A 14,662-nucleotide genomic window follows, 5' to 3' on the forward strand; every position below is an offset into this window, starting at 1 on the left:
GCTGCTCATTAACCCAAACTAATGCATAGCTGCCTGTCACCAGGTCAATACGGCGTACGCCACTGGCAATACCGTATTCAGCGACAATCTTAAATAAACCAATATCTCCAGTACGTCGCGCATGTGTTCCACCACAAAGCTCTTTTGAAAACTCCCCCATAGATAGTACTCGTACATCATTGGCATATTTTTCACCAAAAAGAGCGACTGCTCCGCTTTTCTTGGCTGATTCAATATCCATTACCCGCGTCACTACTTCATGATTCGCACGAATTTGCTCATTAACCAAAATTTCGATTTCACGAATTTGCCCAGTAGTTAATGCTTCAAAATTAGAGAAATCAAAACGAGCGCGTTCCGCATCAACTAAAGAACCTTTTTGTTGTACTTGCGGACCAACGATTGTTTTTAACGCAGCATGCAATAAATGAGTGGCCGTATGATTCAAACGAATGGCATTACGTCGCTGCACATCAATTTGAGCACTAATGAATTGATCAACAATCATCGTACCTTCAGTTACTTCCCCGTAATGAACTATAGCCTGGCCATTTTTCTGAGTGTCATCAACACGAAAACGCAAATTATCTTCGCCAATCAGAAAGCCTCTATCCCCTACTTGACCACCGCTTTCGGCGTAAAAAGGCGTGTGATCAAGAACAATTGCCCCTTTCATGCCTATACTTAATGATTGCACCTCGACATCATCTTGCAATATGGCAATAACTCGTCCTTCCATTATTTCTTTTTCATAGCCATGAAAATCAGATTGATGATCTAATTGTGACGCCGCATGATAATCAATCGTAAATTGGCTGGCCGCTTGTGACTGTTCTCTTTGCTGTTGCATCAGTTGATTAAAACCATCCATATCCACATACAAACCTTGCTCACGTGCAATATCTGCAGTTAAATCAACTGGAAAGCCATAAGTATCATACAATTTAAAGGCGATTTGTCCGGTAATTTCTTGTCCACCAAGAGAATGCATTTGTTCTTGTAATAAACGTAAGCCCTGCTCTAAAGTACGCGCAAATTGATTTTCTTCCTGAATAAGCACTTTTTCTATATGGGCTTTTGCAGTGATTAACTCTGGATAAGCATCACCCATTACGTCAATAAGCGGCTGTACCAACTGCGCAAAAAAGGGTGTTGGTAAGCCAAGTTTATTACCATGTCTTACTGCACGCCTAATAATGCGTCTTAAGACATAGCCGCGCCCTTCATTACCAGGAATAACACCATCGGCAATTAAAAATGCGCACGAACGAATGTGATCTGCAATTACTTTTAACGAAGTATGGTTTAAATCAGTGACATCGCCAAGCTTTGCTATTGCCTTGATTAAGTATTGAAATGAATCAATCTCATAATTGCTATGCACCCCTTGTACTACAGCGGCAAGTCGCTCTAATCCCATACCAGTATCCACAGAGGGCTTTGGTAAAGGATGCAAGTTACCGTCTTTATCGCGGTTAAACTGCATAAACACCAGGTTCCAAATCTCGATATAGCGATCGCCATCTTCGTCAGGGCTACCTGGAGGACCACCAGCAATTTCAGGGCCGTGGTCATAGAAAATTTCCGTGCAAGGACCACAAGGACCTGTATCGCCCATTGACCAAAAATTATCTTTTTCACCGCAACGAGAAAAACGCGTTGCGGATACCTTCATTTCTTTAAGCCAAATATCTTCCGCTTCTTGATCGTCTTTATAAACCGTAACCCACAAACGCTCTTCTGGCAGGCCTAACACCCGCGTTAAAAAGTCCCAGGCAAATTGGATGGCTTCACGTTTAAAATAATCACCAAAACTAAAATTACCCAACATCTCAAAAAAGGTATGATGACGTGCGGTATAACCTACATTTTCCAAATCATTGTGTTTTCCACCAGCACGAACGCAACGCTGTGCGCTGACTGCACGGTGGTAGGGACGTGTTTCAAGTCCTAAAAATAAATCCTTAAATTGCACCATACCTGCATTAGTAAATAATAAAGTAGGATCATTCGCAGGAATCAACGAGCTGGAGGCCACTAATTGATGGCCGCATTGTGCAAAAAAATCAAAGAATGCTTGTCTAATTTCAGAACTGTTCATTTTCTAATCGATACCAATTTGAGTTAATTTATATAGTATGAATGAGGATGGCTACTCGCCATCTCCTCAACCGTCACTGCCATTACCTTAACGTGAGTTATGGATACGGAATAGGGACAGAGCTAATCTCTTCTCGAACCATTCGGGCTGAGGAGACATTTATACTGTCTCGAAACCTTGCTAATCTTGACGCCAAGGCTTCGAGACAGTGCTGCGCACCTCCTCAGCCCGAATGGTTCGAGGAGAGGTAAGGTCTTACTCGATTTCGTATCCATAACTCACGTTAAGTTAAGGATTTTATGCTTCACGTTTCTCAGAGTCTGTCGTCCCCGCATAGGTGGGGATCCATTCCTCACTGGCTATAATGCCAATTCATGGATGGTTTCCCGCCTGCGCGGGAATGACAGATTTCCTTAACTTAATGGCAGTGTCCCCAACCGCCACCTACTTCTATAACCGCTTTAATTCCTTGGTCACCATAGCAATAACATCCATACCAAATCCACGATAAAGTAAAAAACGCTGTTGCTTTTGCAATTCATTAAAAGACAATTCACATTGTCCTTTATTTTTTTTCTGCCAAACCTCCAAAGCATAAGTCAGCCAATTCTTATCCTCTTGCTGCAAAACACTTTGAATCAATTCTCTATCTATACCTTTACTGCTTAATTCCTGGCTAATTTTTAAAGGTCCATAGCCCTGACGAATGCGAGAACGGCAGTATGTTTCAACAAAACGACAATCATTTTGATAACCCAAATGTTGGCAATTATCTAAGGCTTCCTTTGCTTCCGCCGCAGTAAATCCCTTCTGTTTTAATTTATCACAAAGCTCAATTGCGCCATGCTCGCGCCTGGATAACAGGCGCACCGCACTATCAAACGCTTTAGTCATCAATAGTCTCAAACTCATTATCACTAACAGCAGCAGGCATTGCTTGCTTTTTTTCTAATAACTCAGAACGAATTTGCTGCTCAAGCGATGCTGCAATTTGCGGATTATCTTTTAAGTATAAGCGAACATTGTCTTTACCCTGACCAATTTTCTCTTGCTTATAACTGTACCATGCACCTGATTTTTCGATCAGATTTAATTGCACCGCCAAATTGATGATTTCACTTTCGCGTGAAATACCTTCATTATATAAAATATCAAATTCAGTCATCTTAAACGGAGGAGCCACTTTATTCTTAACTACCTTGACGCGCGTCTCACTACCTAGTATTTCTTCGCCTTTCTTAATCGAACCAATGCGGCGGATGTCCAAACGCACAGACGCATAGAATTTCAGCGCATTACCACCAGTAGTTGTTTCTGGGCTACCAAACATAACACCAATCTTCATCCGAATCTGGTTAATGAAGATAACCAAGGTATTCGAGCGCTTAATATTTGCTGTCAGTTTACGTAAAGCTTGTGACATCAATCGTGCTTGTAAACCAACATGCGAATCGCCCATATCACCTTCAATTTCTGCCTTAGGCGTTAATGCAGCAACTGAGTCAATAATGATCACGTCCACAGCAGCAGAACGCACCAACATATCGGTGATTTCTAATGCTTGTTCCCCAGTATCAGGTTGAGAAACCAATAATTCATCCACATTAACACCAAGTTTTTGCGCATAACTTGGATCTAATGCATGTTCCGCATCAATAAACGCCGCGGTGCCACCCATTTTTTGGCATTCGGCAATAACTTGTAAGGTTAACGTGGTTTTACCAGAAGATTCTGGGCCATAAATTTCAACAATACGCCCTTTAGGTAAACCACCAATTCCCAAGGCAATATCTAAGCCTAAAGAACCAGTTGAAATCGCCTCTATATCACGGGAGACACTGCTATCACCCATAAGCATCACGGATCCCTTACCAAATTGACGCTCAATTTGCGAGAGGGCGGCTGATAATGCTTTTTGTTTATTTTCTTCCATAATATTTTCCAGGTAGTTAATGCTAGGACAAAATTATCACACAGATGTGAACCCGCAGCAAACTGAATATTCATTATGTATAAGGCAAATCTATTTGCTCAAAAGAAGGTTGCTTAGAATAAGGGAGATTATTTTTTTTTGATTAAGGAAAGAACCCCGGATAAAGCTTCTTGACAGGAGGCTAAACGTATCTCTTGCCGGTTTCCGGTAAATTGTTTTTTTAGCGTTTTTACACCCATGCCTTGTGCGGCCCAACCAAAACAGACCGTTCCTACAGGCTTCTCAATGCTACCACCATCTGGACCAGCAATACCCGTAATGGATAAAGCAACCTGCCCCGCACTGTGTTGCAGAGCACCAGCAGCCATCGCGGCGGCAACAGACTCACTTACTGCCCCATAGTCTTTAAGCAATTGTTTGGGGACAGAAAGCATTTCTTCTTTTGCTAAATTACTGTAAGTAACAAATCCACGCTCAAACCACACTGAACTTCCTGGTATTTCTGTAAGGAAACTGGCAACTAACCCACCAGTGCATGATTCTGCTGTCACCAACTGCCAATTTTTTTCTTTTAAAATAACTGCGATTTCATTGATTAATTGATTTAAGATATTCATTGTGATGCCGTGATTAAATCGCCCAGCTATGTAGGCTGGGCGCGCTAAGGTCCATAGACGTCAAGTTAAGGAGATAAGCTTTGTCTATTCTCGATCCATTCGGTCTAAGAAAGTGCTTTAGCCCGGTCGCGAAGCGTTGCTAGTCTTGGCGCAAGGCTTCGAAACGGCACAAATGCCTCCGAAGCTCGAACGGGTCAGGAGGAAAGCAAAGCGCTTTTTTCCTTAGCTTGACACCTAGGGGCTTTACAGCCCAGCACTCTTAGATTCACCCAAAAGAACGAAGTCGAGAAAATTTTAGTGGCCTTGGCCTTGTTCAGGAGCAGCGCCTTGTTGTTGTGTTGGGTTAGCACCTGCTACTGGTTGTTTTGAATTACCGTGCTCACCACAAGCAGTTAATGCTAATGCTAGAAATCCAGTTGCAGCAATTAGAGCTAAACGGTTCATAATCCTTCTCCCTATGTTAGTTTTAGATTTAATTAAAAATCCTTATAGATTTTAGCAAAAAAAATGCAATTCAACCATGACGTATTGATAATGCCCAAAAAATAATACGTCTCAAAGAGAATTTCCCCTGTTACTGACTTCCAAAAGTGATTTTGCTAGAATCACTCCAATTTAATTTTAATCAATCCTTATGACTACTTCGCATACGCCAATGATGCAACAATATTTGCGCATCAAATCAGAATACCCAGATATGCTCTTACTTTATCGGATGGGCGATTTCTATGAATTATTTTTTGACGATGCCAAACGCGCCGCACACTTACTAAATCTCACCTTAACTCATCGCGGTCAATCAGCTGATAAGCCCATTCCTATGGCCGGAGTTCCTTATCATGCAGTAGAGAATTATTTAGCAAGACTGTTGAAAAAAGGCGAATCCGTCGCTATTTGTGAGCAAATAGGTGATCCAGCTACGAGCAAAGGCCCTGTAGAACGGCAAGTAACACGCATCATTACACCCGGAACAGTTACCGATGAGGCTCTGTTAGATGCTAAAAAAGATAATTTATTACTTGCCTTGCATCAGCAAAGACAAAAAATCGGTCTTGCCTGGGGTGATTTGAGTAGTGGTCGCTTTCATTTACTGGAATTAGCAGAGACAAGCGAACTCAGTGCTGAATTAACCAGACTGCAGCCGGCAGAATTACTGCTGCAAGAAGCATCTCCTTTAGAAGAATATTGTCTTAATTTTCCGGTTAAAGTAAGACCAGGTTGGGAATTTAACTTTGACAGTGCAAAAAAGCGCTTGTGTGAACAATTTACAGTAAGCAACCTCGCAGCATTTGGCGAGCAGGATTACCCTACGGCTTTAATTGCAGCCGGTGCATTATTGTCTTACTTGCAAACGACACAAAAGCAAGCACTGCCACATTTAAATGCGCTCACCCTTGAGAATTCACACGATTATTTGCAACTGGATGCTTCTACTCAAAAACATCTAGAGTTATTTGAAAATGTACAAGGTGGCCATGAGAACAGCCTGCTTTCAGTCCTAGACAAAACTGCGTGTACGATGGGAAGTCGTTTATTAAAACGCTGGTTGGGAAGACCGCTCAAACAACAGAGTTTGATTCAAGCCCGTCAACAAGCCATTGCTGAAATTATCGGTCTGCAATGCGAGGCAACTATTCATCAACTACTACGCCAAATTTGTGATGTTGAGCGTATTGTTTCACGTATTGCCTTAAAATCTGCACGCCCTCGTGATTTGCTAGCCTTAGGAACTACCTTGACCGTACTTCCTGAAATTCATGCAGCACTTGCCCAAAACAAGTGCCCTCTTGCCCTGGAACTTAAAGCGCATACCCAGCCATTACCCACACTGCAACAATTACTCGCCGCGGCAATCATTGAAAACCCACCCGTATTAATCCGTGATGGTGGCGTTATTGCACCAGGTTTTGATGAGGAACTTGATGAACTAAGAATGCTAAGCACGCGTGCCAATGAAACCTTGGATAAACTAGAGCAAGATGAACGCCAGCGTACTGGACTTTCGTCATTGAAATTTGGTTTTAATAATGTACAAGGCTATTACATTGAACTCTCTAAAGCACAGTCAGAAAAAGCACCTACGCATTACCATAGAAAACAAACACTAAAAAACGTGGAGCGCTACATTACTCCTGAATTAAAAGTATTTGAAGAAAAAGTACTTTCAGCACAAGTTAAAGCTTTAGCACGTGAAAAATGGTTGTATGACAATTTGTTGGAAGAAATTCAGCAAAGCATCGCGGAATTAACCCAGCTCGCACGCGCATTAGCACAATTAGATGTGGTGGTCACCCTCGCGGAACGTGCGCAAAGTTTAAATTGGTGCTGTCCCAGTTTAGTTCCTGAATCACAAATATCCATTCAGGCAGGCCGTCATCCAGTTATTGAAAACTTGCTGCAAGAACAATTTATTGCCAATGACTTACAGTTACAACCAGAACAAAATATTTTACTGATTACCGGACCCAATATGGGTGGTAAATCAACGTACATGCGCCAAACTGCCTTAATTGTACTCCTGGCACATATAGGCAGTTTTGTGCCCGCCCAAGCGGTGACTTTAGGCCCTATTGATCGCATATTTACCCGTATCGGTGCCAGTGACGATCTCGCTTCTGGCCGTTCTACCTTTATGGTAGAAATGACGGAAACCGCACAAATTTTAAGGCAAGCAACCCAGGAAAGCTTAGTTTTAATTGATGAAATTGGGCGGGGGACTAGTACTTATGATGGGATGGCTTTAGCTTATGCCAGTTGTGCCTATCTTGCGACAACCATTAAAGCCTATACCTTATTTTCTACCCATTATTTTGAATTAACCAATCTTTCACAACAATGGCCTTGTATCCGTAATGTTCATTTACAAGCCTCGTTAGAAACAGGCCGTATTATCTTTTTATACCGTGTAGAACCTGGTTATGCGAATCGTAGTTATGGTTTAGAAGTAGCAGAACTTGCAGGCATACCTGCTGATGTATTACAAATTGCCCGCTCGCATTTAAAACATATGCAAACCGATGCACCTGCAGCGGAACCATTTCAAGCCGTGATCCAAGCGCGACCCCAGGTTTTACGGGAGTTAGCCAAAATTGATCCCGATCAATTAACTGCACGCGAAGCTCTTGATTTGATTTACCGTCTGAAAGCGATGGAGACGGCGGATGGAGTATAGCCTGAGAGCAGGCGAATCTGTAACCCAGAGATGCCATGTACTCAATCCATCCTGGGTTAAAACTCAGCCAAAACTCAGGATACGGCTTCTCATTAGCCTATTATTTCTTATCATGTGCTTGCCACTCTTTGCCAAAGAGAGTGAAACCACCGCAATTACCATTGATGGCATAGCAGACAAGGACAAAAAAAAATGTAGAAAAACATTTGCATGAATTAGAACAATTAAAACCATTAACGACATTCACTCCAGAGGAATTACGCGAACAAGTAAACCACGCGCTTCAGCCTTTTGGCTATTTTAAAGCCAAGGTCAGCATCCAATTTCCTAGCACCCAAAAACTCACGATCACTATTAACCCTGGCCCACAAATCATAATTTCTCGACTAACGATAGAACTCATTGGCGAAGGAACACAAAACCCTACTTTGCATACTGCCTTAAAAAATATCCCCTTAAAGTTGGGTGCCCCCTTTCTCACAGAATCCTATAATCAAACCAAGCAAAGCCTTGTTGATACAGCAGAAAGCCTTGGTTACATGCATGCTAATTTTAAGAAAAATGACATTTTAATTGATGAAGCTCGGTATACTGTAGAAATCACGCTCATTTTTGACACCGGACCATTGTATTATTTTGGACAGGTTCAATTTGATCCGACCTACATCAGCCCTAAGTTACTGCACCGCTATGTCCCATTCCAAGCGGGACAAAGCTATTCTGGTGACAAAATACTGCAGTTTAATACAAACTTAGCGAACAGCGGCTACTTTAGTTCCGTCGTGGTGAAACCACAAATTTCAGACGCCTCAACAGTGCCAGTGCATGTCCATGTGAAGCCTGTTCCTAAATACTCTTATACCTTAGGTGCAGGTTATGGAACCGATACGGGTGTACGTGGTCGTGCAGCACTTCATGTAATTCCAGTGAATAAACGCGGACACAAATTTAATGCCCTGGCTCAGGGTTCTTTTATCCAAAATGCCTTGCAAGCACAATACGTTATTCCAGGGACAAACCCCATTACAGATCAATACAGTCTTACCGGGAATTACTCTAATTTAAATTACAGCGCAGGTTATAGTAATGCATGGCTATTATCTCTTGCCCAACAGCATCATGTAACAAACTATAAACGAATGCTTTCTTTAAATGGTCTTTATGAAGGATTTCATTACACCTTACAAGATAATACCAAGCAATTTTTATTTTATCCTAGAGCTACGCTTTCGTTTCTCAAGACCCAAGGTTTATTGTTTTCTCCCTCAGGTTACAATATTACAATTAATGGCCTGGCGGCGGATAAAGTGGCTTTATCAACCATTAATTTCGCTCAATTATCGATTGATGCAAAAGCAGCGCTTAGGATTGAGCCTTGGCGTTTGCGTCTTTATGGTCATGCACTACAAGGTTTTACTGCCATTAGCAATATTAGCCAACAGCCTCTTTCCCTGGCCTTATTATTAGGAGGTACAGACAATTTAAAAGCATATAGTTTTAACTCCATTGGCCCTGGAAGAATACTCAGTTATGTTGGCTTTGAAATTCAAAAAGAAACGAAAAAGAATTGGTACGTGATTGGATTTTATGACGCAGGGAATGTTTATAATCCGGGACCTCGAGCATTTCAATATGATGTTGGGGCAGGTTTAATGTGGGTTTCCCCTATAGGTCCGATTAAAGTAGGATTAGCGCAAGCCATCAATAACCATTGGCAGCGCACAAGCAATGGTTCACGATTAGTAATTAGTATGGGGCCTGATTTATGATCCGTTTCTTAGTCAAAGCAAGTTACATTGCCATGCTATTTTGTATTTTATTAGCAGGTATTGTTGTTTGCTTACTGTCAACGACACCAGGACTACAGACAGTGATTGATTTAAGTCAACACTATCTTCCAGGAACCCTAACGATCCAACACCTAAAAGGCAGTTTATTGAATGACTTTAGTCTAGATGGCATTGCCTATCAAGATAAAAGCATTAAGATAAAAATAAAGCAGCTCAATGTACAATGGCACCCCAATGCACTGAAAAACCACGCCCTGAGTCTACAATGGCATGATCTACAAGGCGCGCTATCAAAAGAGCACCATTTAAATAGTTCCTCAGGAACCTTAAGCGCTACCGCAACCCTACCCGACTTAGCGCTCAATTTAAATGCAAAACTAGATACATCTGCCAGCGAGCATTGGCAAATAAAAACAAGTGTCCTAGGCTCATTTCCATGGCAATGGACGATTAATGCCAACCTATCCCAACAGCAAAATATCCTCACCCCCAAAACAGGTTTACATACCAATTTATCACTTAGAGGAGTAACAAAAACCCACAATCAAGGAACGCTGGTTTTAACCATACACCCCGGTTATTACCAAGTACCCGACAATGCCTCTATTCCTCAATTACAATTTAAGGGTGGTACCATAAACATGGTACTGTCTCCAGAAAAACTCACCGGAACAGGCGCGTTAGCTATCGATCAAAATAAAAATTTAAAATTGGATTTTCAATTACCCAAATTTGCGCTAGATACTGGCTTAAACGCAAACCAACGTATCAATGGTGAACTGAGTTTGAAAATTAATTCACTGGATTTTTTACAAAATATCAATCCTGAAATTAATAAGCTTAAAGGACAATTAGCCGCATCACTTAAGGCAACAGGCACTGTAGATAAACCGCAGATTGAAAGCAAGTTAGTACTTAGTAAAACCAGTTTTTACCTACCCAAATTAGGACTTAATATAGACTCGACCGATCTGACGGTGCTTAGTAAAGAAAAACACTGGGATGCAACCGGTTCAATAGTCTCCGCCGGTCATAATCTGGCGATTAAAGGAACAGGCACCTTAGATGCAAATTATAGTGGCGATCTGCTATTGGAAGGCAAAGAATTTCCGATTATTAAAACCACTGAATACCAAATCAACATTTCACCGCAACTTAAACTCCATCTAACACCGAGCGTACGCACTATTTCTGGCTCTATTCTTATACCCAATGCGCAAATAAAGCCCCAAACATTTAGCAATAGTATTTCATTACCCGATGAAGTGGTTTACAAGAAACAACTAGAACAACCGCCTTCCTCACCACTCGATAGTACTCTAGACATTAACATTGAAATGGGTGAAAACGTTGAAATAAGTGTGAAAGGATTAAAAGGGCATGTAGATGGTACGCTCAATCTCAAACAACAACCGCAGGGTGCAATGAATGCCTATGGTGAGCTCTCTGTACGGGATGGAACCTATAAAGCTTATGGTCAAGACTTGGCAATCAAACAAGGGCAATTGATTTTTACTGGGGGACCAATTAATAACCCCGGGATTAGTTTACGTGCCGCAAAAAAAATTAATAATACATCCACATATACTAACGCCACCCAGCTTTTTGATTTTAATAGTGGCAATCTGCAAAGTGTCGATTTGGGGGATAGTATCACCCTAGGCGTTGAAGTAACGGGTCGTTTAAGCAAACCACTAGTACAGTTATATTCCGATCCCGCCATTCTTTCGCAAGCAGATATTCTCTCGATGTTGGTTCTGGGACGTCCTGCCAGCCAAGCAAATAAAGCCGGCGGGCAATTGCTTTTAACGGCCATTTCCTCGATGAATATTGGTGGCACAAACAGTGCTCAGCTTTTAGAACAATTAAAACAAACCTCTGGATTAGATTTTAACGTCCAAACCAATACAAATTACAATCAATCAACGAATACAGTCACCGACTCGACCGCTTTTGTTGTCGGAAAATCGCTTTCAAAACGCCTGTATTTAAGCTATAACATTGGCCTATCACAAACCGATACCAATGTGTTGACACTTAAATACATGCTCAATAAGTTTTTTAGCATTCAGATTAGTACTAGTGATACCAGTAGTGCTATTGATTTCTTGTATACTTCAAATAAGAAAAAATAGCACTTCAATTAGGAACACTACCATTACATTCCCTTCTCCCCAGAGAGAAAGGAATTTGGCGCTTAACTTAATGGCAGTGAACGTTAGAGATCAAAATAATTCATCATCAGGATAAAACTCATGACTAACTACAACATCCCCCTAAGAATGAGCCGCTTAAGACGCAACTCAATGGCGCGTGCTCTAGTAAGAGAAACGCGCTTACATCCACAGCAATTTATCATGCCCTTATTCATCAGCGAACACCTTAGCTGCGCTCAAGAAATAAGTGCAATGCCCGGTCAATATCAATTAAGCCTTGAGTGTCTTCCCAAAGAAATTGAAACCTTAAGTACCTTAGGCATTCCAGCCGTATTACTTTTTGGTATTCCCAAGCATAAAGATGCTTGTGGCAGTGAATCATTTAGCGATGAAGGAATTATTCAAAAAGCCATAAAAAAAATACGATCCGTCAATAAAGACATCCTAATCATCACGGATTTATGTTTTTGTGAATACACCGATCATGGGCATTGTGGTGTGCTCAAAGAAACACAGATTGATAATGACAAAACCCTCGACTTACTTGCCAAACAAGCCCTAAGCCATGCTCAAGCTGGTGCTGATTGGGTAGCTCCTAGCGGCATGACCGATGGTATGGTTAGTGCTATTCGCCAAACATTAGATACCGAAGGCTATCAAAACATTCCAATTTTAAGTTACAGCGCCAAATATTGCTCTTGCCTCTATGGCCCCTTTAGAGAAGCTGCTCAGGGTGCACCACAATTTGGTGATAGAAAGTCCTATCAAATGGATCCGGCTAATGGCAATGAAGCAATTAGAGAAACCGCTCTGGATCTTGACGAAGGTGCGGATATGATTATGGTGAAACCAGCAGGCTATTATTTAGATGTCATTGCCAAATTGAAACAAAATTTTCCTGAAGTTCCACTTTGTGCATATCAAGTCAGTGGCGAATACTCAATGATTAAAATCGCGGCGCAACACAATCTGATTAATGAAGAACAAGCCATACTTGAAAGTTTAATTGCTATAAAACGTGCCGGCGCAGACTTTATTATTTCTTATTTTGCCAAGGATGTTGCTCGTTTTTTAGCCAAAAACCGATAAATAATATATAATCCCTGGCTGTTTTACGATATACTTTGCCCGCGTTGTATAGTAAAGAAGTAAAGATAGATTGGCATATCGGCCAATTACTTGTAATTACAATGGAGATATAATGAATTTATTATTTAAAAGTCTTTCAGCAATTGCTTTGAGTTTAAGTGCTGTAACAACTTTTGCAAGTCCAGCTTATTTGACAACATATAATAATACTAGCGAAGAATCTAATGCCTATGTTGCAGGCGTTCCTTCCATTTACCCTACCCCAGCTAACTCAAAACGAGATGTTTATTGGAATCTAGTAAAATTAGCTTGTTATGGGCATACGACAGGCAGAAACTGCCTTGCGGTAGTTAAAATGGCTACGAATACGGCTAATCCTATCGAAATAGGTACTCTAAGTATGAATCTTGATACTGGGGACATTACGCCGAAACAATTATCAAATAATGGTTATACTGTGACAGTTACTGGTATTGCTGAAACAACTATTACCAAAAATTAAGGTTCTGTCGCAAAAAATCAGAGTCAAGGTTAACATTGTTGCCATCAAGAACACGGGTGGCAATAATATGATTCAGTTTCAAATGAGGTCATTTCAAAAAGGATATGATTTTAATGCTGATTCGGTGGTTGATTAATTAGGTTTGCCAGACTTAATAGGGAATAATGGGACATTATCAACAACATCTATGTCCGATTAATAAATAACTCCGCTCTTTCGTTTGATTGTACAAATGAATCAGGCTTGTATTGCTGCTTTTAAATCATCTAAGGTTACCATTAGCGTCATAGGATCAATTAAAGAAGGCTCAAAACCTAATTTGGTGTAGAAATCTTTTGCTTTGGTAGAGATTGCTTGAACTAGTAACCCTCTAATACCTATAGTTTCGGCAGCTTGAATAACTCTAAGTCCTGCATCACGAACCAATGCTCTGCCTATGCCTTTACTCTGATATGCCAAATCTATGGCAAGCCTACCAAGAATCACAACTGGAACTTGATTGGGCATATTTCGTCGAAAACGACCTGTAGCCGAACTCCCATCAACGGAGCTAGATGCTAAAACATAATAGGCTATGACACGTTCATTATCAGACGCGACATAAGTACGAGAAGCATTCGCTTTTTGATTTTTAATCGCTTTTGTTTTTAACCAGATATCAAGACTTTCTTCACCTGAATTAAAACCTTGCATATTATGTTGTTCATTTATAGGCTCTGGTTGTAATATCATTATTTATCCCAAGGTGCCTTTGTCTTCATAGTTTTAATCAATCGCTCATTAGGCATTGGAGCCTTATCTAGTCGTTGTAAAAACTCAGCATATGCTTCAGGGCTAGCTTTTATAAGTGTTTGCTCTAAAATCGTTTCCTCAGCTTCACGACGAGCTGCACTTAAAATAAAATCAGATCTGTTCTTACCTTTAATTTTTGCCGCACGATCAATAAGCACCCGTGCTTCACTATTAATTCGCATATTTAGTTTTTCTTGTTTTACATCATTATTTAACGTAGCCATATTGACCTCCTATTTAAAGTTATTATAGCACAATGTACGTACATTGTCATTGCCTTTGATTTAAACATGGTTTTTAATATAACTGAATTAATCTTGAATGACTGGGTTAATAAAATGGGGGGTTGTTAATTTTTGCACTAAAAATCGTTATATTCAGAACCCAAGGCCTGAGCACCGGTTGTTATATTAAGGGGTTTATATTCCGCATCAACTTTTTTAGTTCTTCAGTTGTTTCGGGTGATCCTTTGATTGCAATAAAATTGTAGCGAAGAAGTTATTTTAGAAA

General features: G+C 40.7%; 12 protein-coding genes. 5 read left to right on the forward strand and 7 right to left on the reverse strand.

What is annotated here, in order from left to right; genetic code table 11:
* The 5 genes from alaS to LDG_RS19825 form a co-directional block, all read right to left on the reverse strand.
* The coding region (gene alaS, locus LDG_RS05600; RefSeq protein WP_040534638.1) for an alanine--tRNA ligase at positions 1 to 2,101 on the reverse strand (2,101 nt) is incomplete at its 3' end.
* A 450-nt stretch (positions 2,102 to 2,551) separates the two neighbouring features.
* Entirely contained in the window at positions 2,552 to 2,995 is a 444-nt protein-coding gene (recX, locus tag LDG_RS05605) for a recombination regulator RecX (protein WP_006870220.1), read from the reverse strand.
* Entirely contained in the window at positions 2,988 to 4,034 is a 1,047-nt protein-coding gene (gene recA / locus LDG_RS05610) for a recombinase RecA (protein ID WP_006870221.1), read from the reverse strand. The genes recX and recA overlap by 8 nt, the downstream gene beginning before the upstream one ends.
* A 128-nt stretch (positions 4,035 to 4,162) precedes the next feature.
* Positions 4,163 to 4,651 carry a CinA family protein gene (locus LDG_RS05615; protein ID WP_006870222.1) on the reverse strand — a complete coding sequence of 163 codons (489 nt, stop codon included), beginning with the start codon at positions 4,649 to 4,651 and terminating at the stop codon, positions 4,163 to 4,165.
* Positions 4,652 to 4,945: 294 nt separating this feature from the next.
* Positions 4,946 to 5,095, reverse strand: coding sequence for a hypothetical protein (locus LDG_RS19825; protein WP_006870223.1), 150 nt, complete (start codon positions 5,093 to 5,095; stop codon positions 4,946 to 4,948).
* A 190-nt stretch (positions 5,096 to 5,285) separates the two neighbouring features.
* On the opposite strand from LDG_RS19825, the gene mutS reads away from it, so the two are divergent.
* The 5 genes from mutS to LDG_RS05640 all read left to right on the forward strand — a co-directional run bounded on the left by mutS (position 5,286) and on the right by LDG_RS05640 (position 13,360).
* Positions 5,286 to 7,823, forward strand: a complete 2,538-nt coding sequence (gene mutS / locus LDG_RS05620; protein WP_006870224.1) for a DNA mismatch repair protein MutS — start codon at positions 5,286 to 5,288, stop codon at positions 7,821 to 7,823.
* Between the two features lie 206 nt (positions 7,824 to 8,029).
* Positions 8,030 to 9,592 (forward strand): autotransporter assembly complex protein TamA, encoded by a 1,563-nt coding sequence (locus LDG_RS05625; protein ID WP_006870225.1) that lies wholly within the window; start codon positions 8,030 to 8,032, stop codon positions 9,590 to 9,592.
* Complete coding sequence (locus tag LDG_RS05630; protein WP_006870226.1) at positions 9,589 to 11,748, forward strand: translocation/assembly module TamB domain-containing protein; 2,160 nt, start codon at positions 9,589 to 9,591, stop codon at positions 11,746 to 11,748. Before LDG_RS05625 ends, LDG_RS05630 begins: the two co-directional genes overlap by 4 nt.
* A 120-nt stretch (positions 11,749 to 11,868) precedes the next feature.
* The gene (hemB, locus tag LDG_RS05635; RefSeq protein WP_006870227.1) at positions 11,869 to 12,858 is read left to right on the forward strand and encodes a porphobilinogen synthase; all 990 of its coding nucleotides are present in this window, start codon (positions 11,869 to 11,871) and stop codon (positions 12,856 to 12,858) included.
* A 112-nt stretch (positions 12,859 to 12,970) separates the two neighbouring features.
* Positions 12,971 to 13,360 (forward strand): hypothetical protein, encoded by a 390-nt coding sequence (locus LDG_RS05640; protein ID WP_006870228.1) that lies wholly within the window; start codon positions 12,971 to 12,973, stop codon positions 13,358 to 13,360.
* Positions 13,361 to 13,597: 237 nt separating this feature from the next.
* Here the strand turns inward: LDG_RS05640 and LDG_RS05645 are convergent, their stop codons facing one another.
* A complete protein-coding gene (locus tag LDG_RS05645) occupies positions 13,598 to 14,092 on the reverse strand; it encodes a GNAT family N-acetyltransferase (protein ID WP_083821386.1) in 495 nt (164 codons plus the stop codon).
* Complete coding sequence (locus tag LDG_RS05650) at positions 14,092 to 14,376, reverse strand: type II toxin-antitoxin system TacA family antitoxin (protein ID WP_006870231.1); 285 nt, start codon at positions 14,374 to 14,376, stop codon at positions 14,092 to 14,094. The genes LDG_RS05645 and LDG_RS05650 overlap by 1 nt, the downstream gene beginning before the upstream one ends.
* Positions 14,377 to 14,662: the final 286 nt, after the last annotated feature.

This window comes from Legionella drancourtii LLAP12 (assembly GCF_000162755.2).
GTDB classification, from domain to species: Bacteria; Pseudomonadota; Gammaproteobacteria; order Legionellales; family Legionellaceae; genus Legionella; species Legionella drancourtii.

What these genes read in the sequence shown, in the direction of transcription:
- recX (WP_006870220.1), bottom strand. Translation starts at nt 2,995, where the DNA reads ATGACTAAAGCGTTTGATAGTGCGGTGCGCCTGTTATCCAGGCGCGAG.
- recA (WP_006870221.1), bottom strand. Translation starts at nt 4,034, where the DNA reads ATGGAAGAAAATAAACAAAAAGCATTATCAGCCGCCCTCTCGCAAATT.
- LDG_RS05615 (WP_006870222.1), bottom strand. Translation starts at nt 4,651, where the DNA reads ATGAATATCTTAAATCAATTAATCAATGAAATCGCAGTTATTTTAAAA.
- LDG_RS19825 (WP_006870223.1), bottom strand. Translation starts at nt 5,095, where the DNA reads ATGAACCGTTTAGCTCTAATTGCTGCAACTGGATTTCTAGCATTAGCA.
- mutS (WP_006870224.1), top strand. Translation starts at nt 5,286, where the DNA reads ATGACTACTTCGCATACGCCAATGATGCAACAATATTTGCGCATCAAA.
- LDG_RS05630 (WP_006870226.1), top strand. Translation starts at nt 9,589, where the DNA reads ATGATCCGTTTCTTAGTCAAAGCAAGTTACATTGCCATGCTATTTTGT.
- hemB (WP_006870227.1), top strand. Translation starts at nt 11,869, where the DNA reads ATGACTAACTACAACATCCCCCTAAGAATGAGCCGCTTAAGACGCAAC.
- LDG_RS05640 (WP_006870228.1), top strand. Translation starts at nt 12,971, where the DNA reads ATGAATTTATTATTTAAAAGTCTTTCAGCAATTGCTTTGAGTTTAAGT.
- LDG_RS05645 (WP_083821386.1), bottom strand. Translation starts at nt 14,092, where the DNA reads ATGATATTACAACCAGAGCCTATAAATGAACAACATAATATGCAAGGT.
- LDG_RS05650 (WP_006870231.1), bottom strand. Translation starts at nt 14,376, where the DNA reads ATGGCTACGTTAAATAATGATGTAAAACAAGAAAAACTAAATATGCGA.